Annotated in this window: 20 protein-coding genes; 16 read left to right on the top strand and 4 right to left on the bottom strand. The window is 59.6% G+C overall.

Going from position 1 to position 20856, the window contains the following annotated elements:
- Positions 1-19 precede the first annotated feature (19 nt).
- From G9C82_RS16050 to G9C82_RS16040, 3 genes are all read left to right on the top strand, one after another.
- Entirely contained in the window at positions 20-1318 is a 1299-nt protein-coding gene (locus tag G9C82_RS16050) for an amidohydrolase family protein (RefSeq protein WP_127014457.1), read from the top strand.
- A gap of 307 nt (positions 1319-1625) precedes the next feature.
- Positions 1626-2552 carry a hypothetical protein gene (locus tag G9C82_RS16045; protein ID WP_007190613.1) on the top strand — a complete coding sequence of 309 codons (927 nt, stop codon included), beginning with the start codon at positions 1626-1628 and terminating at the stop codon, positions 2550-2552.
- Positions 2553-2639: 87 nt separating this feature from the next.
- Positions 2640-3488, top strand: a complete 849-nt coding sequence (locus G9C82_RS16040) for a hypothetical protein (protein WP_127014456.1) — start codon at positions 2640-2642, stop codon at positions 3486-3488.
- A 209-nt stretch (positions 3489-3697) separates the two neighbouring features.
- Here the strand turns inward: G9C82_RS16040 and G9C82_RS16035 are convergent, their stop codons facing one another.
- The gene (locus tag G9C82_RS16035) at positions 3698-4468 is read right to left on the bottom strand and encodes a hypothetical protein (protein ID WP_007190612.1); all 771 of its coding nucleotides are present in this window, start codon (positions 4466-4468) and stop codon (positions 3698-3700) included.
- Positions 4469-4574: 106 nt separating this feature from the next.
- Here G9C82_RS16035 and G9C82_RS16030 point away from each other — a divergent pair, with 106 nt between their 5' ends.
- Positions 4575-5048, top strand: coding sequence for a hypothetical protein (locus tag G9C82_RS16030; protein ID WP_004965445.1), 474 nt, complete (start codon positions 4575-4577; stop codon positions 5046-5048).
- Between the two features lie 68 nt (positions 5049-5116).
- Here the strand turns inward: G9C82_RS16030 and G9C82_RS16025 are convergent, their stop codons facing one another.
- The gene (locus tag G9C82_RS16025; protein ID WP_127014455.1) at positions 5117-6952 is read right to left on the bottom strand and encodes a bacteriohemerythrin; all 1836 of its coding nucleotides are present in this window, start codon (positions 6950-6952) and stop codon (positions 5117-5119) included.
- A 102-nt stretch (positions 6953-7054) separates the two neighbouring features.
- On the opposite strand from G9C82_RS16025, the gene G9C82_RS16020 reads away from it, so the two are divergent.
- The 10 genes from G9C82_RS16020 (at position 7055) to G9C82_RS15975 (ending at position 16486) form a co-directional block, all read left to right on the top strand.
- Positions 7055-7489, top strand: a complete 435-nt coding sequence (locus G9C82_RS16020; protein WP_127014661.1) for a pyridoxamine 5'-phosphate oxidase family protein — start codon at positions 7055-7057, stop codon at positions 7487-7489.
- A 220-nt stretch (positions 7490-7709) separates the two neighbouring features.
- Positions 7710-7922: an SHOCT domain-containing protein gene (locus G9C82_RS16015; protein ID WP_007190608.1), complete on the top strand. Its 213-nt coding sequence runs from the start codon at positions 7710-7712 to the stop codon at positions 7920-7922.
- A gap of 146 nt (positions 7923-8068) precedes the next feature.
- Positions 8069-8686, top strand: a complete 618-nt coding sequence (locus G9C82_RS16010; RefSeq protein WP_127014454.1) for a class I SAM-dependent methyltransferase — start codon at positions 8069-8071, stop codon at positions 8684-8686.
- 125 nt (positions 8687-8811) lie between these two features.
- A complete protein-coding gene (locus tag G9C82_RS16005) occupies positions 8812-9081 on the top strand; it encodes a hypothetical protein (protein ID WP_004965433.1) in 270 nt (89 codons plus the stop codon).
- A gap of 306 nt (positions 9082-9387) precedes the next feature.
- On the top strand, positions 9388-10377 hold the full coding sequence (locus tag G9C82_RS16000) for a DMT family transporter (protein ID WP_007190607.1): 990 nt from the start codon (positions 9388-9390) through the stop codon (positions 10375-10377).
- 53 nt (positions 10378-10430) lie between these two features.
- On the top strand, positions 10431-11891 hold the full coding sequence (locus G9C82_RS15995) for a carotenoid oxygenase family protein (protein WP_127014453.1): 1461 nt from the start codon (positions 10431-10433) through the stop codon (positions 11889-11891).
- 236 nt (positions 11892-12127) lie between these two features.
- Positions 12128-13108 carry an NAD(P)/FAD-dependent oxidoreductase gene (locus G9C82_RS15990; RefSeq protein ID WP_127014452.1) on the top strand — a complete coding sequence of 327 codons (981 nt, stop codon included), beginning with the start codon at positions 12128-12130 and terminating at the stop codon, positions 13106-13108.
- On the top strand, positions 13108-14223 hold the full coding sequence (locus G9C82_RS15985) for an iron ABC transporter permease (protein ID WP_127014451.1): 1116 nt from the start codon (positions 13108-13110) through the stop codon (positions 14221-14223). The genes G9C82_RS15990 and G9C82_RS15985 overlap by 1 nt, the downstream gene beginning before the upstream one ends.
- Positions 14223-15155, top strand: a complete 933-nt coding sequence (locus G9C82_RS15980) for an ABC transporter ATP-binding protein (protein WP_007190604.1) — start codon at positions 14223-14225, stop codon at positions 15153-15155. The genes G9C82_RS15985 and G9C82_RS15980 overlap by 1 nt, the downstream gene beginning before the upstream one ends.
- Positions 15156-15280: 125 nt before the next feature.
- Complete coding sequence (locus G9C82_RS15975; protein WP_127014659.1) at positions 15281-16486, top strand: ABC transporter substrate-binding protein; 1206 nt, start codon at positions 15281-15283, stop codon at positions 16484-16486.
- Between the two features lie 444 nt (positions 16487-16930).
- Here G9C82_RS15975 and G9C82_RS15970 read toward each other — a convergent pair whose 3' ends face one another.
- Entirely contained in the window at positions 16931-17971 is a 1041-nt protein-coding gene (locus tag G9C82_RS15970) for a zinc-dependent alcohol dehydrogenase family protein (protein ID WP_127014658.1), read from the bottom strand.
- A gap of 112 nt (positions 17972-18083) precedes the next feature.
- Between G9C82_RS15970 and G9C82_RS15965 the strand changes: the two genes are divergently transcribed.
- Both G9C82_RS15965 and G9C82_RS15960 read left to right on the top strand, forming a co-directional pair.
- Positions 18084-18662 carry an NAD(P)/FAD-dependent oxidoreductase gene (locus tag G9C82_RS15965; protein ID WP_049944775.1) on the top strand — a complete coding sequence of 193 codons (579 nt, stop codon included), beginning with the start codon at positions 18084-18086 and terminating at the stop codon, positions 18660-18662.
- Positions 18663-18887: 225 nt separating this feature from the next.
- Entirely contained in the window at positions 18888-19436 is a 549-nt protein-coding gene (locus tag G9C82_RS15960; RefSeq protein WP_241244124.1) for a hypothetical protein, read from the top strand.
- Between the two features lie 92 nt (positions 19437-19528).
- On the opposite strand, the gene G9C82_RS15955 is transcribed toward G9C82_RS15960, so the two are convergent.
- Positions 19529-20269, bottom strand: a complete 741-nt coding sequence (locus G9C82_RS15955) for a ThuA domain-containing protein (RefSeq protein WP_049944782.1) — start codon at positions 20267-20269, stop codon at positions 19529-19531.
- Positions 20270-20856 lie beyond the last annotated feature (587 nt).

The raw sequence follows: 20856 nt of genomic DNA, 5'->3' as shown, positions 1-20856 counted from the left end.
TGCTGATATCCCCCAACCTGTGATACTGAACGCAGGGACGCTCATCACGATGGACGATGAGCGCACGGTCCGGTCAGAGGTACATGTCGTTGTCGAGGACGGTGAAATCGTCGCTATCGAGGACGGGTACGCCTCGGGCGACGAGGTTGTTGACGCCACCGAGGAAGTCGTCATCCCGGGGTTGGTGAACTGTCATACCCACATGTACGCACTCCCGATTCGCGGCGCGCCGCTCGCTGCGTCACCTGAGAGTTTCTACGAAGCGCTCGTCGACATCTGGTGGAACGTCGACGAGGCGTTTACCGAACGTGACGCTCGCCTGTCCGCACTGGGTTCCTCTGTCGAGATGCTCCAGAGCGGCGTCACCACCTTCTGTGACAACTACTCCGGGCCAAACACGCTGCCGGGCGGTCTCGACGCCGTCGCAGAGGGTGTCGCACAGACACCGATCCGCGGGATGATTACGTTCGAGACGACAGCCCGAAACTCCGAAGCCCAGGCCAGAGATGGAATCGCGGAGAATCAGCGGTTCATCGACGAAGCGGAGGACCAGTACGACACCGTGTCCGGCCACTACTGCCTCCACACGCTGTTTACCAACACCGAAGACATCGTCGCGGAGTGTGTCGACCGGGCTACCGATGACAACCGTCCCATCCAGATCCATCTTGAAGAGGGACTGGTCGACGTTCACGAATCCATCACCGACTACGGGGAACGACCGGTGTTCGCGCTCGAAGACATGGGCTTTTTCGATGCTGAGGTCATCGCTGCCCACTGCGTCCATTCCACCGAGTCCGAAATCGAAGTACTTGCAGAAAACGACGTTAACGTCGCTCACAACCCCTATTCCAATATCAACAACGCCGTCGGTATCGCCGATGTCGAAACGATGCAAGCCCACGAAATGACAATCGGGCTCGGTGACGACGGGTGGGATCCGGATATGTTCGAGACCATGCGTTCAGCCGTCGGTATCCACAAACTCAAGCAGCGCAACCCGAGCGGCTTCGACATGGCCACCGCCCTCGAATGGGCGACAATCGGCAGTGCGGCGGTGCTGGGGATGGATGACGCTGTCGGCAGTATCGAGGTCGGCAAACGCGGTGATTTTGTCACGCTGGATCTGGGGCCGAACCCGGTGCTGGACGGGAGTGCACCCTACTACGTCGTCAGCGCTGCAAGCCGTGCGGACGTTACCCGGACGATAATCGACGGAGAGTCTGTCTACGACCAGCAATCAGGCGTCACTGGCGTCGATGATTCGGACATGACTGCTGTCGGCGATGCCAGTGCCGAACTCTGGGAACGACTGTAGGGCGGTCACCAAACGGAGATGGTTTCAATTCGCTGTTACTGGGGGTCCTACTGATATACACCCTAAGGGTGTAAATATAATCTGCTGGTACATTCTGGAAAGTACAGTCTATGAACGCAATTTTATTTACACTCTAAGGGTGTAAAATGACAGGCAATATTTCGCTATCGCAGTCAATGTGCACATTCTGTACACACGGTATTTTGACTGTAGCGTGGTTGAGGGACCAAATCTGTCTCTTTCGTCTATTGTGGCAAATTTCTCCTCTTCCCGTATGTAATAGTGGGACTGTGAGCGTGGATGACATATGGTAGTTAGTGACGCCTTTGAGACGTTCACGCAGGTACTCGAATGCCTAGATTCGTCTGACACTGAGGTCAAATCGGTTTCAGTCAGGGGCCAGACAACCGCGGATAACGACGAGATCAGTGCCGACCTGACGCTCGCGACGCCGGTATTCGGTGGCGTATCGATACATGATGACGTCTCCGTCGACGCTGAGGAGTTTGATGTGATTGATAAACGGATCGAGATTGACGTGACGGTTACCGTCCCTGTTGGAACCAACATACCGGTCCCATCAGGCGATCAGGGGGACACGTCCAACGAACTGGCGGAAACCCTCTCGCAGTCGGATTCCGTGCCAGCGTACAAGGACCCTGAGGCACTCCAGGCAGCATACGATGCCTGCGATACGTTCCCGGAGATGACCGAGGCGCTTGATGCCGACGTGACTTCCGAAACTGTGCGCCGGTATATGGTGGAGTACGATATCCACGACCCGACGGACACGACGCCACAGGCAGGCGGACTCAGTCTTGCAGACGTGCAGGCAGAGTCCGATACTGACACCGATGCAGGTCCCGATGCCGGGTCAGACCCTTCTGACGACAGGGTGAGCGACAACAGTCAACCCGAAGAACCGGACGGACTGGGTGCCAGATCTGTCGCTGACCTGCTTGCCGAGGCTGACTCGCAGGACAGCGACGACAACCTTGTTGCGGATGGACTCGGTATCTCTCAGGACGTGACCGTGGCCCAGCTCGCTCAGACTGTTACCCAGTCCAACTCTCTGGACGAGGTGACCCAGCGTCTCGATCTGAGCCAGACACATGCACGGAGACTACTGTCAGAACTGGACCTCCTCGACCTCGTCACTCATCGACTGGCAGCCAACCAGATACGTGTCTCGAACGCCGAAATCAAGCGGCGTATCTCTGCTGCCAGTCATTAACGGCCCTCTACGTGGTGATTGTGCGCGAAGGTTAACCATCATTATAAAAGGAAACTGTTTTTGCAGTTTGGTTTGAATGTGTGGCAAATGGCAACTATCCGCGTACGTGATTGGACAAAAGAACAGATAGAGAAGATACGTGACACGGAGTCGCACTCCTCGCACGATTCGGTTATCAAGTCACTACTGAAAGACCGAAAGTTGGCCAAATACGCGGATGATGCCGCAGAGGCCGCTCCGGAGTCGATATCCGAGTCTCGGACGAACGAACCTGACACTGCGTTTGATGACCTGACTGTGCTCGGTGAACTGTCCGGTGCAGACAACGGGGTGTTGTTTCTCTGGTGTCCCAATTGCGGAAACGAACTGGCGCACTTGACTGCGGATAACCCACTTGGCCTGTCCGTGTTCGAGATCGAATGCCAGCGTTGTCTCACCCATCTTGACCGACACGCTATCGTTGCCATCGAAATCGGTTATCCGATCGAGCAGAAACTGGTTGAGGACTGTCTGCAAGACGACCTCAAGAAGTGTGTCGTGGACTACTGGGACCGGACACTCGATTCCGCCGCTGTGGGAGCGCTTGATGACGATCTTGACCCGGCACATCTCGTCTGGCAGTTCGACCAGTATCTTCGGCAGTTCTCATGGCAGTGGCCTGCGGATGTCCCCGTTGTCGGCTTTGCCACGGGCGAAACCTATCGCAACACCACCACCGGTGAGTACCTCGAAGTTATCGAACCAGTCTCAGAGAACCGAAACGCAATGGATTCGTTCAAGATACGACGGTACACCGGCGACCCAGAAACCCACGACAGTGAGACGGAAATTCTCGATAGCACTACCGTTGTCGATCACATTGTTAATCGGCGACTTCTAATCCAAGCCCGTACCGACTCGGAGTCACTACCCGAGTCGACTGAACCGACAACGTGACCAGCGCAATTGGTCTGCATAGATATCTTTCGACTTCAGTTCTTCACAGTCTGAGTAAGCTCACACACGACTAAGATAGACGAAGTGATATTAAAACAAGAGAGAAATAGCCAAGATAGCCTTCTACAAGTCATATTTGTAGCCGTATTGTCGAAATATAGTCCCACAGTGCTAACATCTTGCCCTACTTTGAAAACAGACACTGCGTATTAGCTGGTCTCGTCTGTTGGACGGGAACATCGAAGGCACACAACGCTCTCTGCGACCCAGTTCACATCTGTCGAGCCACAGTGTGGGCAGCGGTGGTGGTCGGTGTCGTACTCCGTCGTCCCCCGAGGGGTCGCAAGGAAGCCGTCGTTAATGACCTGCTGAATAAGACTTGGGAACCGCTGGCGTTTGACGACAGCTCGCTGTGCGAGGAACCTGCCGGGGTCGCCCGGGTCTGTGCCATGGAGGTCTTCCCAGGGAAGAGCGATTTCGCCGTTGGCGGGGCCACGGGCGACCTGCTGGATGAGCGTTGCAGCGGACTCGAACAGCGGCGTCGTCCCCCACGCCTGCGGGTTGTCAATAGCACTTCCAGCGTCTTTGTAGGCTGATTCCGCCTCGCGGTACGCCGCCTCGACACCGTCGAGCCCTGCAACGGTTCGGAAATCCGCGACGAACTCATCGAGACAAGCGTGCTGAACCGGATGCTCGAGCCCGTTGGTCAAATCCTTGGCCACGGCGACGCCCTCGACGCCACGACGGGTGGCGCGTGTGTCGTTTCCGGCGACACGGTAACAGACCGCGCTTGTTGCGAGGTACTGAAGCCCGTCACCGACCCAGCCCTTCTCGTCAGCACCGAACGGCTCAATGCCTTCTCGCGGGTCCGAGAGAACTCGCCACCCAGCCCGCGTGTATTCATCTCCAGCCCGCCGATAATCGCGGTCAGCGATAGCAGCGACTGCTGCCGCTCGGTGTCCTGCATCCTGTGTGCGCATGAAGCCCTTACGGGGTACGCCCTCACAGGCTTTCGCACCCAACAAATCGGTATCACAGTCGGCCTGAACCGTCAGACAGAATACAGCCCCGCCCTCTCAGTGGTACATGGAGTCGGTACCTCTTGTTACGGCGCTTACGGTGTCATTTCGGTTTGTTATCGGGGTGGTTGCCGCTGTCGCCGCGACGGTTGTGATGGATCTGGTAATGGCCAGACTGCCGGAAGGCGAAACACCGCCGTTCATTGCCTCCGGTGTGTTAACAAACAGTGTCCCAGCCGACGCGCCGGGTCGGCTTGCGAACGTCGTCCATTACATCGCTGGCTGGTTGACTGGGCCGTTGTTCGTCTGGATGCTTCTCACCAGCGAAGGCCTTCTCGGTGGCCAGTCAATACTCGCGACAGTAGTCGCTGCTGCGGTCCTCTATTCGCTGATGGTTGGCTTCTTTGTCTTTGTCGTGCTCCCACGTTCCCGACTGCCGTCGGCTCGGATGGCGGACATCCGACGGGACTGGGCGATTTCGGCGGCTGCGTATCTACTCGTCCTCGTGCCACTCGTCGCACTCGGGTCTCGGATCGTCTGACCTGAGTTGAAGCGCAATCCTCTTTGGCTGAACGGTAACCGGGGTGTTTACTGCCCGCCTGACGGCGCTCACTCGCCGACCGACAGCGTGCCGTCCGGCCCCACCTCACCGACTTCGCCGGTGTGATACCAGTCGTCCCGAAGCGTTTGTGAGCCAGTCTGGCCGTCGTCGAGGAACCCACCGAGGACGGTTGGCCCACGGATCAGTAGTTCTCTGTTTTCGGAGACAGCGATTTCAACGCCCGGCATTGGGTCGCCAATCGACCCCTGGACGAAGGATTCTGCCGGGTTCAGTGCGCCGACACCGGTTGTTCCGACCGAACCGTATAGCTCGCATACCGGAACGCCAAGCCCCCGGAAGAAGTACAGCAGATGGTCGTCGAGTCGGCCAGTCCCGGAGAGAGCGTAGGTGAGGTTTGATAACCCCGCTTCTTGCCGCAGCGGCTTGTACACGAGCCGGTTGGCGGCTCTGTATTTCAGCGGCGTTCCCTGGCCTTCGACGATACCCTCCCCGTAGGACGCCACTCGACCGCCGACCTTCCGTTTCATCCAGCCCATGTCACCCAGACGGTCCTGTATCGTCCCGTAGAGCTGCTGGTACATCTTTGGGACACCGACGAGCACCTCCGGCTCAACAGCCGCGAGTTGGTCGATAAACTCCTCGGCCCCGAGGTATGCGACGGCACTCCCGGTCGCCCAGAGGTAGTATGTCGAAACACGCTGATAGATGTGTGCCAGCGGAAGCGAACAGGTCCCGGTCGCTCCGGGACCAGTAGGAAGCGCCTCGCGGAGGCTCTCTGCTGCCGCCAGAAGATTTCGATGTGTCAGCGCACAGCCGGCCTTCTCTGCGGGGGAAGCCACGTCGAACGCGACTGTCGCAACCTCGTCACCGTCCGTCTGCAGACCGGGCAGCACTCTCGCCTCAGCAGTCGGTAAGTCCTCGAAATCGAGCACGGTTTCGACGGCCATCGCGAGGTCGTCGGCCACGTCTCCCGCTGCCACGAGTCCGGTTGCGCCGGTCCGCTCGATAATCTGGGCTGCCCGGTCGTCGCTCGCGGACGGGTAGAGTGCAACCGGGACCAGCCCGGCGAAGTGACAGGCCAGGTCGAGTACGGACCACTCGTATTGGGACTGTGCTCTGATTGCCAGTCGGTCCCCGGGGCGCAGTTCCGTCGAGAGGAGGCCGCCCGCAACTGCCTTCGCCCGCTCGGCCAGCTCTTCGAAACTCCGTTCGACGAACTCGCCGTCATCTCGGACGAGCGCCGCGGTCCGGTCCCCGTGGTCCGAAACGATGTCTTCGAACCAGGCCGCTACTGACCCGTCCGGGACCGAAAGCGAGGCTCTGTCGTAGATGTCGCTGTCGAGGCGCACGCCGGCGTCCTCGCTCTGGCGATCAACTGGGACGGGGTCTTCTGATGCCGTCCGGTCATGATAGAGCTGCCCGGGTTCGTACTCGTAGTCGTCGCTGACCTCTGTCTGGAAGTAGTCAGCGTAGTTCTGGTCCTCGTCGCCGGCGGCGATGTGCGCATCGAGCCAGTCCCGGGCAACTGTCAGGACCTCCATCGTGACGTACTCCCCGTTTTCGTGTTTCTCGCGGAGTTCTCGCACTTTGTCGGCGAACTCCTCGTGCATTTCACGGTGGTTGTAGAAACAGTCGCTGCAGTCCATGGCGTAGCCACAGTTCTGCATGAACTCTTCCTCGTCACCGAAATGGTACTCCGTGTAGCGTTCGAGTTCCCGGAGAATGTCACCGACCTCCTCCTCGGAATGGCCCTCGTTCATCGCCGTGTGGAGGTCGTTCAGCAGCCCGAACAGGCGCTTGTGCTGTTCATCGAACCGCTCGATATTCGTGCTGTACCGTTCGTCATCCCACTCGGCGAACTCCCCTGTCGAATCTGTGCCCATACCTGTTCTGTTACCCATTATTTGAAAAGCAACTCTCACGTTCTCACCGAATGAAAATGCGGTCTGCTCTCCAAGTAGTTGCCAGATAACGTTGCATCCGGGATGCGAGAATTACGTGACGAAGCGGTCGTTGATGTCCTCACTGACAACGGAATCGGCGTGCTGGCGCTGTCCGGCCCGACGGGGGCGGCCCCGTATCCGTTCCCGGTCGCGTTCGGGTACGAACCGGCGACGGATAGCCTTGCGTTTCACCTGTCAGAGAGCGACGATAGCCAGAAACACCGGTATCTGACCGCGGACGCCACCGTCGGGTTCATGGTGTACGAGGAAACCGAGCCCAAATCGGTCTGGCGAAGCGTCGTGGTCACGGGTGAGCTAGTAGAGACGACGTACGGCGAGGTAGAACCGGCCCTTGCCTCGCTGGCCAGCAACACACAGTTCGCCCCGAACCCAGTCAGCTGGGACGACACATCGACGACGACGCCGTACGAACTTCGAATCGACGACTGGTATGGACGTGAATTCCGAGTCGGGTGAAACCGGTGTTGCAATCCACTAACAGCAGCGGGTATCGAACTCCTCTGGAGCGCTGTATTCGCTGCTCCGCGTCGCGGCTTGCGTTCTCACTTCTCGGGAACCAGCGCACGTAATTATGTTGTGAGGCCCGTATATACAAACAGAGGTGTTCCAGATGCTACCGCCAACAACTGCGCTACTCCAGCACGGACCGATGGGGCCCCACGGTGGGGGAATGGGTATGGGCACGACTCCGGTCGGTTGGTGGCTGGTGCTCGCAGCGTTCATCATCGCTGTTGTGGCGATAGGGGGCCTGCTGTACGTGCAGCTACAGCGCGAGGCGACGGTTGAGCCGGATTCACTGGAAACGCTTAAACAGCAGTACGCATCCGGTGAGATTGACGAGAACGAACTTGAAACGCGGGCTGACCGCTTGCTCCAGCACGAGTCATAGGCCACGACACTGGCAGTTTTCAGCCGCTGTTAGTTGGCGGAAGGAGCGTCACCCGTAGCAGCGTAAACTGTGTCACCCTGCTTGCGCCCACGACTGCCTGACACGCACTTCGTGGTACATTTATTCTACAACGGTGTACGGTGGGTATGGACCCGGACGACGTTCGAGACGACTGGGCCTCCCGTTCCGGGAAGTTCTCGCCGGCGTACTACGCCGAACTCGGACCGAATGAGGTGAGTGAGACACTGGTCAACGTGCTCGACCACTACGTCCACGACGACGCCCGAATCATCGAACTGGGCTGTGGCTCGGGCCGCCATCTGGCACACCTGCAGACCAGCGGATACGGGAATCTCACTGGTATCGACATCAACGACGAATCCTTTGACGTGATGGCTGAGCACTACCCGCAGCTCGCGGATTCGGGGACGTTCCACACCGGTGCCCTCGAAGACATTGTTACTGAGTTCGAGGACGATGCCTTCGATGTCGCCTATTCGGTTGAGACGCTCCAGCACATCCACCCGGACGACGCATGGGTGTTCGAAGAAATCGCCCGTATTGCCGGCGACCTCCTCGTAATCGCCGAAAACGAAGGCAACAGCCCCGAACGTGGACGCGCAGACACTGACGTGAGCTACGTCGATGACGATTTCCCGCTGTATCACCGCAACTGGAAGCAGGTGTTCTCAGAGCTCGGGTTCGCACAACTAATTCGAGAACCCACCTCTCGGGACACTATTCGCGTGTTCCGTGCGCCGTAGCCCGCATTGGTATCTGTCACTTCTGGGCGACTCCATAATCGAACAGCTACCCGTCGGGACATTCACAATCGATAACCGGGCAGCAACTATTTGTGTCACGGTATCATGCATCAAATTGGATCGCTATGCAACTGTGCCAAAACTGTCAGGCGGCTATCGACGAGTACCTCTTGGACAAACAACTCGAACCCCTGCGAGACCTCACAGTCGACGACTTCAATCTCTGTGCAGACTGCGTGACAGTCGTCGCGGACGCCTGTGTGGAATGTGACGGCGCGGTGTACGTTCCCCGGTCTGAAACTGCTGTCCCTGACTGCTGTCCGGCGTGCCGGTCGGAGCACATTGACGAAACCGGGACCGACCCGGGCTGGCATTTCGACACGGTGTCGACCTGACTCGGGCCATACACCTGGATGCTGACTCGGAGCATCCGCTCGGAACTGCCGACGTGGGCATCACCCTCGTTTTTGAGATTACTAACAGTGGACCGAGAGACTGTTCGGTGGCCGAATGAGAACTCCGTGTTACGGACCAGAGTAGAACAATACGTCTCGGTACAACTGGCTTCGAAAGCACTGCGGATACACACTGTTTTCGAGAACTTCTGAACAGCAGTCCGGGCCGTAGAGGCCGTGTGTGTGCGTCACAGTGGCGATAGAAGCTTCATACTCCTCCAGCACATACGATTGGTCTCTACTGGAATGACACACTCGACACGATATATCGGCTTGCTGTTTGCTGCGCTTGCACTCATCTGGGGACTCTCCTTTGTGGCGATCAAGACTGGTCTCGAAAGCGTCCCGCCGGTGCTGCTGGCAGCTGTCCGACACGACATCGCTGCAGTCGTCCTGCTTGGCTATGCCCTCTGGCGAGGCCGGTCACTGCGCCCACAGACCCGCGATGACTGGTCGCTGATTCTCATCGGCGGGACTGTCCTCATCGGCGCACACTTCGCGCTTCTGTTCCTTGGACAGCAGTACGTCCCGAGTTCCTTCGGCGCAATCCTGCTCAGTCTCACGCCGGTTGTGACGCCGGCGTTCGCATCGACACTGATTCCGAGCTACAGGGCTCGACCGCACGAACTCATCGGCACCGTCTGTGGGTTTATCGGCGTGGTTATTATTGCGAACCCCACACCGGGAGCGGTCGGCGGCCGCCTGCTCGGCGTCGCCCTCCTCATCAGTTCCGCTGTCGCCTTCGCTGTCGGTGCAGTCCTGACCGAACGCTACACCAGTTCGCTCCCGCTCGTGAGCCTGCAGGCCTGGATGACGCTGCTCGGTGCTGCCATCCTGCACGCCGTCAGCGTAGGGCTGCCCTCGGAGCAACTCGGAACCGTCACCGTTGGGCTTGAACAGCTAGCTGCGATCGCGTATCTCGGTATCGTCGCCAGCGCAATCGGGTTCCTCCTCTACTTCCGCCTGATAAGCACAGTTGGTGCCGCTGAAACCAGTCTGGTTTCGTACGTGGTGCCAGCAGTGACGGCTATCAGCGGCTGGCTCCTGCTCGGTGAAACACTCGGTCCGGTGACCGTCGCCGGCTTCGCTGTCATCGTGGTCGGCTTCGCGTGGGTGAAAGCCGACGTGCTCCGGTCGCTACGCCGCCGCCGGACAGACTCGCCGTCGTACCGACCGTACGGGCCACAGGACGACTGTGTCGTCGTCAGCGGGAACGCGTACACGACACGAGAGTGATGCCCTGATAGCATGGGCGTCAGGCCTTAGCCGCTGTCACCCATTGTAACGGTATGACTTCCCACCCTGGGTTCCACTCGCTACACGACGAGACGGCGGCATCCATCTCCGTGACCGGTGACCTCCCGGACTGGCTCCGTGGCAGTCTCATCCGGAACGGACCCGGCGCGTTCTCCCTCCCAAACGGTAGCAGTGTCGACCACTGGTTCGACGGGTTCGCGATGCTGTACCGGTTCACCTTTGACCCCGACAGTGACGCCGTGCACTATCGGAACCGCTTCCTCCGGACGGACGCGTACGAGGCGGCGACGAGCGGCGAGTTCGAAGGCGGCTTTGCGACCGGCGAGACGACGCTCCGCTCGCGGCTGGCGACGTTCCTGACTGACCCGTACGACAACACGAACATTATCGCCGAGCGGTTCGGTGGTGAGTACGTCGCCTTGACCGAATCGCCCCGGAAAGTGCGCTTCGACCCGAATACGCTCGAAACGATGGGTCACGTTGAACACGACGACGGCGTCCCGACTGGGCAACTCTCCTGTGCCCACCTCAAACGCGACCCGACGAGCGGCGTCCTCGTGAACGTCGACACGGCGTTCGGACGGACCAGCCAGTACCACGTCACTGCCATGTCACCCGATGGGGCCCGGCGACACGTTGGGAGTGTCGACACCGACCAGCCGGCATATATGCACAGTTTCGCGCTCACGCCGCGGTACGTTGTGCTGACGGAGTTCCCACTCCGACTCGACCCGCGACGGTTTCTCAAGCCCGGCCGGCAGGCACCGTTTATCGAGCAGTTCGAGTGGGCACCAGACCGCGGAACCCGAATCATCGTCATGGACCGGACTACGGGAACCGTCGTCGCTGAGCCGGTCATCGACGCCGTGTTCGGCTTTCACCACGTCAACGCGTTCGAGCGAGATGGGGGCAGGGAACTGGTGTTCGACCTCGAAACAGTACCCGACGCGACGACCATCGACTCGCTATATCTGGACAACCTTCGTGCAGGCGAGATGGGCGCTATCGTCGGCCGCATCGAGCGGTTCACTGTGGACCTCGGTACCGGAAGCGGTGCCCCTCGCTACGGCGACGTCGACGCGGCGGTGTCACGCGAGATGTTGTACCCTGACGGCAGTGCGCTGCCGACCGTCTCACCGGCTCGCTGGTGTCGTCCGCACCGGTACGTGTACGCGATGGGGATGGATACTCCAGTCACCGAGTGGGCCCGGCGCGTGCTGAAACTCGACACGGACACGGGCGCTGTCGAGACGTTCGACGACGGAGGGGACTACTTCGGCGAGCCGGTGTTTGTCCCTGCACCCGACGGCGACACCGAGGATGACGGCGTGGTGCTAGTCGTTGCGCTGGATGCAGACGCCGATCGGTCCTGGCTGCTCGTCCTCGACGGTCAGACGTTCGAGGAGCGCGCCAGCGCATCGCTCCCCCACGCAGCCCCGTTTGATTTCCACGGCCGATACTTCCCCGAGCTCCGGGTGGCGGCTGGCGACTGAGTCGTCGGGGGGACCCCTTCTTAATACGACTTCATCACTTCTCAGATTTGCCCACCCAGACAGTGTCGCTCTGACCGGAACAGCAGATTTTTTACATGATGTTCGGTCTGCCTAAACTTCGAAAACGCTTTATCCATTTAGGCTGGCCTAAACAGTATGTTGAACGAATCGATCGACACTTCGGAACCGACACACCGGCTGTCAGTGCCACCGACGCCGGACGGAGCGTCGTGAACATGGCGACAACGGGGACCCTGACGGAGACGACGTTCGACCACGATGTCATCATCGTCGGGGGCGGTCCAGCCGGTTGTTCGGCGGGGGTGTTCACGGCCAGAGCGGGCCTCGATACGGTCATCTACGACCGCGGCCGGTCGTCGCTCAAGCGCTGTGCCTACCTCGAAAACTACCTCGGTTTCCCGGCCGGTATCGACATTGAGACGCTGTATGACCGCATTCAGGACCACGCCGAAACCGCCGGCTGTACCATCGTCTCCGATCTGGTCGACTCGCTCGACAGAACCGATGATGGGGAGGGGTTTGTCGTCGAGACGCAGGACGGAGAGACGGCCACGACCCGTCGCGTCATTGCGGCGACCCGCTACGATGGCGAGTATATGCGTGGTCTGGACGACGATGCGGCAATATTTGAGACGTACGAACACGACGGCGAGGAACGGGAAACCTTCGACCGCGGGTATGCTGACGCGGACGGAACAACACCGGTTCCGGGTCTCTACGTTGCATCACCGTCCGAAGCCGCTGATATGCAGGCTATCATTGCGGCCGGTCGAGGCGGACGGGTCGCACGTCGGGTGATCGCGGAGACGAGACTTGACGACGGCTGGTGGGAGGCTGTCGCTGACGGTGTGGACTGGGTCCGACGCGAAGCTGAACTAGACGACGAATGGACAGAACGAGCAACCTGGGTCGAATATTTCGACGACCGGTACGCCGAGGATGCTCCGGTCGAGCCCGATTCGGATCGGTTCCAGCGGGTCCGTGAGGCGGCTCTTGATGAACGGCGCTCGTCGTATATAACATCCGACGAGATAGCTGATCGCACAGAAACAGGGCAAGAAGCACTGGCAGGCTATCTGGACCCCGCGGCGGTCGTTTCGGGGCTCGACCAGACCGCTGTTCTCGATGCGATGGATGACAAAACGATCCGGAACTACCTCGGCGCGAGCGACGGATGCGCGGAGGTGAGCGAGTAATGGCCAGCGAGACACGCGGAGCCACCGATGTATGGTCGCAAGCCAGAGCCTGGCTCGACACTCTCGACGGGTCCCTGTTCGGGTTGTGTGTTGCGAGCGTTGCCGTCGCCTTCGGGGCTGGTCTCCTGCAGGTGAGTTTCGGAGCGTACTCGATGACGATCCTTCAGGCGTGGCAAGCCGTGTTCGACCCGAAGGTGTGGTTCAGCGTTCAGGCATGGCAGTCGTTTTTCTTCGGGGCAGAGCTTCCCGAACTGCCGAAACGGACGCTCATCGTCTGGAACATTCGGATGCCGCGGGTAATCGTCGCCGTGCTTGCGGGGATGTGCCTCGCCGTCTCCGGGGCGATATTCCAGGCCGTGACACGTAACGAACTGGCAAGTCCGTTCGTGCTAGGCGTGAGTTCCGGGGCGGGACTCACCGTACTGCTGACTCTCGTTCTGTTCAGCAGTCTCGCCCCGCTTCTCCCGCTGTTTGCTGCGGTCGGTGGCTCCATCGCGTTCTTACTCGTGTACATGATCGCGTGGAAGGGCGGAACGAGTCCGGTTAGACTGGTTCTGGCCGGTGTCATCGTCAACATGGTGTTTACGTCCCTCCAGCGGGGGCTGTTCTTCTTCGCTGACGATCTGGGCGTTGTCCAGTCAGCACTGGCCTGGATTACCGGTTCGCTCACGGGCGTCGGCTGGGAGGAGTTCCGTATCGCTGTCATCCCGACGCTGGCCGCGACGCTACTTGCGCTGGCCGGCGCACGGCAACTGAACCTCCTCCTGCTCGGCGAGGAGACCGCGAGTTCGCTCGGGATGAGTGTCGAGCGGGTCCGGTTCATGCTGTCCGCGGTCGCCATTCTGGCGGCCAGTACGGCAATCTCCGTTGCGGGGATCATCGGGTTCTTCGGCCTCGTGGTTCCACACATCGTCCGACTCATCGTCGGGAGTGACTACCGCCGACTCCTCATCGGCTGCGTGTTCGTCGGGCCGGCGTTGATGGTCGTTGCGGACGTTGGTGCACGGCTGGCCCTGAATCCCGCACAGGTTCCGGTCGGCGTCGTCACTGGCGTCGTCGGCGGCCCGTACTTCCTCTACTTGATGCGGCGACAGGAACAGATGGGTGAGATCTAATGTCACAGAACAACACTAACTCGGATGGTATCGCCACGGCCAACGACATCGCTGCTGGGTCCCAGTCCGGTCGCCGGGACCGGCCGCTGGTCGGCGACGATGTGGTGCTTTCGTACTCGGGGACGGATGAACCGGTCATCGACGGTGAATCGATCACCGCCGAACCCGGGGCCGTGACTGCGCTCGTCGGCCCGAACGGGTCGGGCAAGAGCACGCTGCTGAAAGGCCTCGCCAACCAGCTCGAACCGGACGCGGGATCGGTACTGCTGGACGGGCAAGACATCCAGACGCTGGAGACTAAAGCGATCGCCCGAAAGCTCGGCCTGCTCTCTCAGGAGAGTACGTCGCCAAACAGCATCTCGGTCGAGGATCTGGTGTATCACGGTCGCTACCCTCACCGCGGGTTCTTCGACAGTGTCACCGAAGAAGACGAGGCCGCCGTCGAGCGGGCGATTGATCTGGCCGGCTGTGGACACATCCGTGAGCGCGAAGTCGGTAGCCTCAGTGGCGGTCAGAAGCAACTCGCCTGGATCGCGATGGTTCTTGCACAGGACACCGACGTGCTGTTGCTCGACGAGCCGACGACGTTCCTCGACCTGCACCACCAGCTTGAGGTGATGGAAATAATCGAAACGCTCCGCGATGAGAGCGATATCACCATCGTGGTCGTCCTGCACGACCTCGAGCAGGCGGCCCGCCTCGCTGACCGGATGGTCGCACTCAAAGACGGCGAGATACAGGCTCGGGGACGACCCGAAGATGTGGTCACGGAGCAACTACTCGCGGATGTTTTCGAAATCGAGGCAGAGGTCTCGGCCACGCCACGCGGACCGCGCGTGAATCCAATCCGGGCCCGCCACGATGGTGACGACCACACTGGTGGTGGCGATACTGCTGAGTCGGACCGCGCCGAAGAAGTCGTTGCCGAATAGGAGCCACGAAATTGGGCCCTGCCCGATGGATTCTTGACGCGGACGCTGGAGTCCGCGTTTGAAACCGGATTGTTCTGGCTCGGTGAACCGGAACAACTATATAATTTTTAGGCTAGCCTAAAACAATGGCTGACGACACCACAGACACCGAGACACCGACGCGGAGAGAGTACGTGAAATACGGGGGAACGGTTCTCAGCGCTGGATTGCTTGCGGGATGCACCAGTGACGCCGAGCAGGGAGTCGGGACGACACGGACGGAGTCAGAGGCGGAGACGGACACACCCACTGGGAACGGCTCGTACTCCGTGTCGATGTCCCCGACGGGAGCGGTGACCTTCGACTCGCCACCGGAGACCGTCTTTACACGGCTCACACACCACGCCGACATGGCATTCGCGCTGGGGCGTGGAGATACCGTCACGGCAATGCACGCACCGGACTATTACAGCGGGCTCTGGAACCAGTTCGTCGAACGGCTGCCGGGAGTGTCGCTCGACTGGACCGGGCTGTACTCCTCGTGGGAACCGAGCAAGGAGAAACTGTACGAACTGGATAGTGACATCCATCTGGCAGACCCGGCCTGGATCGCCAAACAGGACAACTGGGACCAGAAGGATTTCGAGGAGATCGCCACCAACATCTCACCCTGGTTCGGCAACTCGCTGAGTGACCGACACGCCGAACCCCCGTCTGGATGGGGGGACTACGAGTACTACACCCTCTGGGAGCAGTTCGAACTCGTGGCTGAGGCGTTTCAGGAACAGGCCCGCTACGAGGCGCTCGCGGCCATCCACGACGAAATGCGCTCGACCATCGACGCGAACTTGCCACCTGAGTCGGAACGCCCGTCGGCAGTGATGCTCGCCGCGGCTGACCTTGACGAGATATACGCGTACACGCTTGACAACCCCGGGTTCCTGACCGCACACACTCGCCCATTCGGTGCACGGGACGCCTTCGAGGGCTCGGTGGAGACGAACTCAGTGGTCGACTTCGAAACGCTCCTTGAGGCTGACCCGGACATCATTCTGCACCTCGGCGGATTTGAACCGAGTACGAACCTTCCGAAGCGACGGGAGGCGTTCAAATCCGACCCAGTTGGGTCGGAAATCACGGCCGTACAGACCGACCGGATCTACCCCCAGGGGGCGAGATATCAGGGCCCGATACTGCATCTCTTCCAGTTGGAGATGACCGCAAAACAACTGTATCCCGAGCAGTTCGGCGAGTGGCCGACCTACACTGAGGGGCCGTATCCCGAGATTCCGCCCGAAGAACAGCTGTTCGACCGCCAGCGGGTCGCGGACATCGTGAACGGCGACATCTAACTGTCACTATCCAAACTCCTGAACAACAGTATTGAGGAAGAAGCTAGATTATCTGGATGAATGAACTGCAAAAGACACAATTGTTAGCAGTATATATGGAATATAAGGGCATAGCCATCTACTTGTCCAGAAAAGTTTTATAGTACCGTGACATCTACTAACATATGTTAGTACACGAAGGAAACACGCACTCATACACCACTGGCTCCGACCGATATTGCCGTCACTGCAACGACGTTGCACTCGCTTACGACCCGTCGGCTGACAGCCCTCGCTGTCGGTCGTGCGGAAAGCTAGTCTAGCGCCATTCCGGGCCTTGCACTCGTATAGAACGATAACACTGGCCACACAGAGGCCTGCTCCGTTGACATTGTTTTACCATTAGCCACAAACGTCTGTCAAGTAATGCAGCGATTTGTGTGGCTGCAAACCAGTGCGGATTGATTATAGCTTGACGAGAACTTTGATCGCCTCGCGCTCGTCCATCGCCTGATACCCTTCTGGAACGCCGTCGAGGTCGACTGTTTTCGTGAAGATCGGTGACGGGTCAAGCGTGCCCTGCAGCACATCGGCCAGCAGTTCATCGGCGTAGGCACGAACCGGTGCGATGCCACCGTTGAGCCCGATGTTATCGCCGAACAGCGAGAACATGTCCAATCCGGAATCATCGAGGCCGTGTGGGACGCCGACGTAGCCGACGGTCCCGCCAGGACGACAGACATCGATAGCGGTCTCCATTGCCGAGGCCGCACCGACACATTCGAGGACGTGATTTGCACCGCCGTTAGTCAGGTCGTCCGCGGCGTCGACGGCGTCCTGACCACGGGCGGCGACGGTCTCTGTCGCACCGAACGACTCAGCGAGTTCGAGGCGGTCCTCGTGGTGCCCCATCGCGATGATGTGTTCCGCACCGAGGCGTCGCGCCGCGAGAACGCCACACAGTCCAACGGCCCCGTCGCCGACGACGATACAGGTGTCGCCTTCACTGACACCGGCGCTTACCGCCGCGTGGTGGCCCGTTCCCATCACGTCTGTCAGCGGCAGAATCGCTTCCAGCGTGTCCTCGTCGTCGGCGTGGCGGTCTGGGACGCGGACGAGCGTCCCGTCGGCTTCCGTTGCTCGGACGTACTCGCCCTGGCCGCCGCCGTTGTCGCCGCCCCATGAGTCGCCGTTGACACAGGACGTGTGCAGTCCCTTCCGACAGAACTCACACCGGCCACAGCTGACGACGAACGGGGCGAACACCCGGTCGCCGGGTTCGACTGAGCGCACGTCGTCGCCGACTTCCTCGACGATACCCATCGGTTCGTGGCCGACGCGGGAGCCCTCTTCACGGTCGCTCTGGCCGCGGTAGAACCACAGGTCGGAGCCACAGACGGCGGTGTGGGTCACGCGTATAACCGCGTCAGTTGGCGATTCGATTTCGGGTCGGGGAACCTCTTCGACGGTGATATCACCGGGGCCACGGTAGATGGCTGCGCGCATAGATCCGTTTCGGGTCGGCTGTGGAAAACCGTTCTCATGCCGTCTGTCGCATCCGCCCGGCCGTGTTATTGGATGAAAACAATTACCAAAGATGGAATATAAACACAGAAACATGACGGACGTTCTTATTGTCGGTGGTGGTCCCGCCGGCCTGAGTGCGGCACTGTTTGCACAGAAAAACGGCCTGGAAACGACAGTCTTCGACACTGACGGGACCTGGATGCACAAGGCACACCTGTTCAACTATCTTGGGGTAGGTTCTCAGGACGGGTCGGCGTTCATGGAAACCGCCCGGACACAGGTGGATAGCTTCGGCGTCAACCGAAAGCAGGGTACAGAGGTGACTGACGTGCACCAAACTGACAGCGGATTCGAGGTCGCAACTGAGGACGAGACGTACGAAGCACCCTACCTCGTCCTCGCGACGGGTGCCAACCGTGACCTCGCTGCGTCGCTTGGCTGTGAGATGACCGCTGAAGATGTCGTTGACGTGGACGTGACAATGGAAACGAGTGTCGATGATGCCTACGCGACAGGGGGAATGGTCCGAGCGGAGGAGTGGCAGGCTGTCATCTCCGCTGGCGACGGCGCGGCGGCGGCGCTGAACATTCTCACGAAGGAGGAGGGAGAGCACTTCCACGACTTCGATACGCCTGCCGACGCCGACGCGATGTTCGGTCCCGAAGAGTAGACCCCGAAACGGCTCGGGACGGGTCTCTCATTGCTACCCATCCAGCACCGTTCTATCGGCCATTGACTGACGGGTCCGGGCCGTGTTCGACGCCGGTCCAATCCGGTACTAAATAGGTCCGTAAACTGCGCCATTGGGACTGTATCACGTCGCTGCAGGCGGTTCGAGACCGCCAACCCGGCTGGCCGTATTATCCACTGATTCACTATGGGAGCGTAGAGCGATGTGGTTGCTGTGAAGGAGTTCGCGTTCACCCTCAGGTTCACTGTGGGTGCTGATCCGGTAATGGACCTGTTTCACGAGTACCCGACGCTACGACTCCGGAACGCCACGTGTACCGTGACTGAAAACGCCATGTGGCGCATCGATCATGTAGACGGTCCCGCTGACGCTATCCCCGCGTTTGATGAAGTCTTTCTCAACGACGAACGCTGTAACGAGTGTCTCGACGAACACGGCTGCTCTGGGACGCGAGAATACCAGGTTCTCGACCGGCAGCCGGCTGCCAGAACTGTATATACGTATCACGCCCGGATTGACCGGTGTTGTGCGGTGCCTGCTGTCGTTACCGATTATATCGGCGACGGTGTCGTCTTCGAATCGGAACGCACCGGGGGTGCGTACCGGTGGCGGGTGTTGTCGCCAGTCGAGACATCGCTTGACCTGCTGTTCGACCATCTCGAATCGGCACTTCCGACTGGGGTGCAACTCGATGTAAACCATCTGGGAAACACTGAACGATGGCGAGAGAAAACACAGCCCGCGTTTCCATAGTGACTGCATGGAGTCCACGGCTGTATGAATTCAGTGTAATAGGATGTAAACACACCTCGACGATATACGATTCCGCTAAGCCTACGCCGAAATCAGTGGACTGACCGCTCGTCGCTTTCGTCAATGTCCTCAATCGGGTCAGCGTTGCCAAATGATGGCTCCGGACCATCTCCGGCCGCGGCCCACTCGCAGGCATTGGCGAGGACCTGCTGGACCGCGTCGTTGTGGTAAATTGGATAGGTCTCGTGGCCCGGCCGGAAATAGAATATTCGGCCTGCCCCGCGGCGGTAGCAACATCCTGACCGGAACACCTCGCCGCCCTCGAACCAGGAATTAAACACGAGCGTGTCCGGCGCGGGGATGTCGAAGCGCTCGCCGTACATCTCGGTTTCTGGGAGTTCGATGTACTCGTCGATGCCATCGGCGATTGGATGGCCTGGCTCGACGACCCACAGGCGCTCGGTTTCGGCGGCTTCGCGCCATTTGAGGCTGCAGGTCGTTCCCATCAGTTCGCGGAAGATCTTGGAATAGTGGCCTGAGTGGAGGACGATGAGCCCCATGCCGTCGAGGACCCGCTGTTTCACTCGGGCGACAACCTCGTCAGCAACTTCGTCGTGCGCGGCGTGGCCCCACCAGGTCAGAACATCCGTTTCTGCCAGTACATCCTCGGTGAGCCCGTGTTCAGGCTCCTGAAGCGTCGCGGTTTCCGTGTCGAACCCGCGCTCTGCTAGTGCTGTGGCGATAGTGCCGTGAATCCCGTCTGGGTAGAGGTCCGCGACAGCTTCGTGTTCCTGTTCGTGGACGTTCTCGTTCCAGACCGTGACGCGTGTCATAGTCGTGATTTCCTCTTCCGCCGTAACGGCGTTCGCCAAGCGGCAATCCGTACGATTAGTGGATGCCATCCGGGTTCGCCTCTGTTGGGCATTCATCGGGAATCCTCCAGAAGAGATTTAGCTGCCTCAGATACGGTTTTGTGTATCTTGGTCCTGAGCATCCGGGTCATCCCACCGCGCGCCAGCGCCGCGCCACGGTGGCCATAACAGCCGCAACGTTGGCCCCCGATACGACCCGATTTCCAACCGTATCCACAGGACTGTGAATAACGCCCTGAAACGGCCAGATACAGACGACTGTATGGTGCTGCTGTAGGAGTACAGTTGAGTGTAATCGCGGCGTAAAGCACCGTTATACCGGGTACACACAACTGTACTCCATTCTACCCAGACACACATCATAAACCCTGTATTTTGTCCCGTCAGGGCTTCTCGCTTCTATTCCACCGCTATTCTGGATAGATGATGATGTAAACAGTAGATAAGTATAAATACTCCCTGCCAGACGGCGTGATTGATGCACCCTACCAGAAACCGCTGTATCGGAAGGTTTCGAGCGATAGACTTGCGTAGCGAGGTGGTGCCGA

The organism is Haloarcula sp. R1-2 (assembly GCF_011627385.1).
GTDB classification, from domain to species: Archaea; Halobacteriota; Halobacteria; order Halobacteriales; family Haloarculaceae; genus Haloarcula; species Haloarcula marismortui.
Note: the sequence above shows the minus strand (reverse complement) of the source record. Positions and strands in the feature narration are given on the sequence as shown.

Excerpts from the sequence above, each read along its gene's own strand:
- G9C82_RS16040 (WP_127014456.1), top strand. The coding sequence starts at position 2,640 with ATGGCAACTATCCGCGTACGTGATTGGACAAAAGAACAGATAGAGAAG.
- G9C82_RS15975 (WP_127014659.1), top strand. The coding sequence starts at position 15,281 with ATGGCTGACGACACCACAGACACCGAGACACCGACGCGGAGAGAGTAC.
- G9C82_RS16045 (WP_007190613.1), top strand. The coding sequence starts at position 1,626 with ATGGTAGTTAGTGACGCCTTTGAGACGTTCACGCAGGTACTCGAATGC.
- G9C82_RS15985 (WP_127014451.1), top strand. The coding sequence starts at position 13,108 with ATGGCCAGCGAGACACGCGGAGCCACCGATGTATGGTCGCAAGCCAGA.
- G9C82_RS15965 (WP_049944775.1), top strand. The coding sequence starts at position 18,084 with ATGACGGACGTTCTTATTGTCGGTGGTGGTCCCGCCGGCCTGAGTGCG.
- G9C82_RS15995 (WP_127014453.1), top strand. The coding sequence starts at position 10,431 with ATGACTTCCCACCCTGGGTTCCACTCGCTACACGACGAGACGGCGGCA.
- G9C82_RS15970 (WP_127014658.1), bottom strand. The coding sequence starts at position 17,971 with ATGCGCGCAGCCATCTACCGTGGCCCCGGTGATATCACCGTCGAAGAG.
- G9C82_RS15955 (WP_049944782.1), bottom strand. The coding sequence starts at position 20,269 with ATGACACGCGTCACGGTCTGGAACGAGAACGTCCACGAACAGGAACAC.
- G9C82_RS16005 (WP_004965433.1), top strand. The coding sequence starts at position 8,812 with ATGCAACTGTGCCAAAACTGTCAGGCGGCTATCGACGAGTACCTCTTG.
- G9C82_RS16020 (WP_127014661.1), top strand. The coding sequence starts at position 7,055 with ATGCGAGAATTACGTGACGAAGCGGTCGTTGATGTCCTCACTGACAAC.
- G9C82_RS16035 (WP_007190612.1), bottom strand. The coding sequence starts at position 4,468 with ATGCGCACACAGGATGCAGGACACCGAGCGGCAGCAGTCGCTGCTATC.
- G9C82_RS16015 (WP_007190608.1), top strand. The coding sequence starts at position 7,710 with ATGGGCACGACTCCGGTCGGTTGGTGGCTGGTGCTCGCAGCGTTCATC.
- G9C82_RS16030 (WP_004965445.1), top strand. The coding sequence starts at position 4,575 with ATGGAGTCGGTACCTCTTGTTACGGCGCTTACGGTGTCATTTCGGTTT.
- G9C82_RS15980 (WP_007190604.1), top strand. The coding sequence starts at position 14,223 with ATGTCACAGAACAACACTAACTCGGATGGTATCGCCACGGCCAACGAC.
- G9C82_RS16010 (WP_127014454.1), top strand. The coding sequence starts at position 8,069 with ATGGACCCGGACGACGTTCGAGACGACTGGGCCTCCCGTTCCGGGAAG.
- G9C82_RS15990 (WP_127014452.1), top strand. The coding sequence starts at position 12,128 with ATGGCGACAACGGGGACCCTGACGGAGACGACGTTCGACCACGATGTC.
- G9C82_RS16000 (WP_007190607.1), top strand. The coding sequence starts at position 9,388 with ATGACACACTCGACACGATATATCGGCTTGCTGTTTGCTGCGCTTGCA.
- G9C82_RS16025 (WP_127014455.1), bottom strand. The coding sequence starts at position 6,952 with ATGGGCACAGATTCGACAGGGGAGTTCGCCGAGTGGGATGACGAACGG.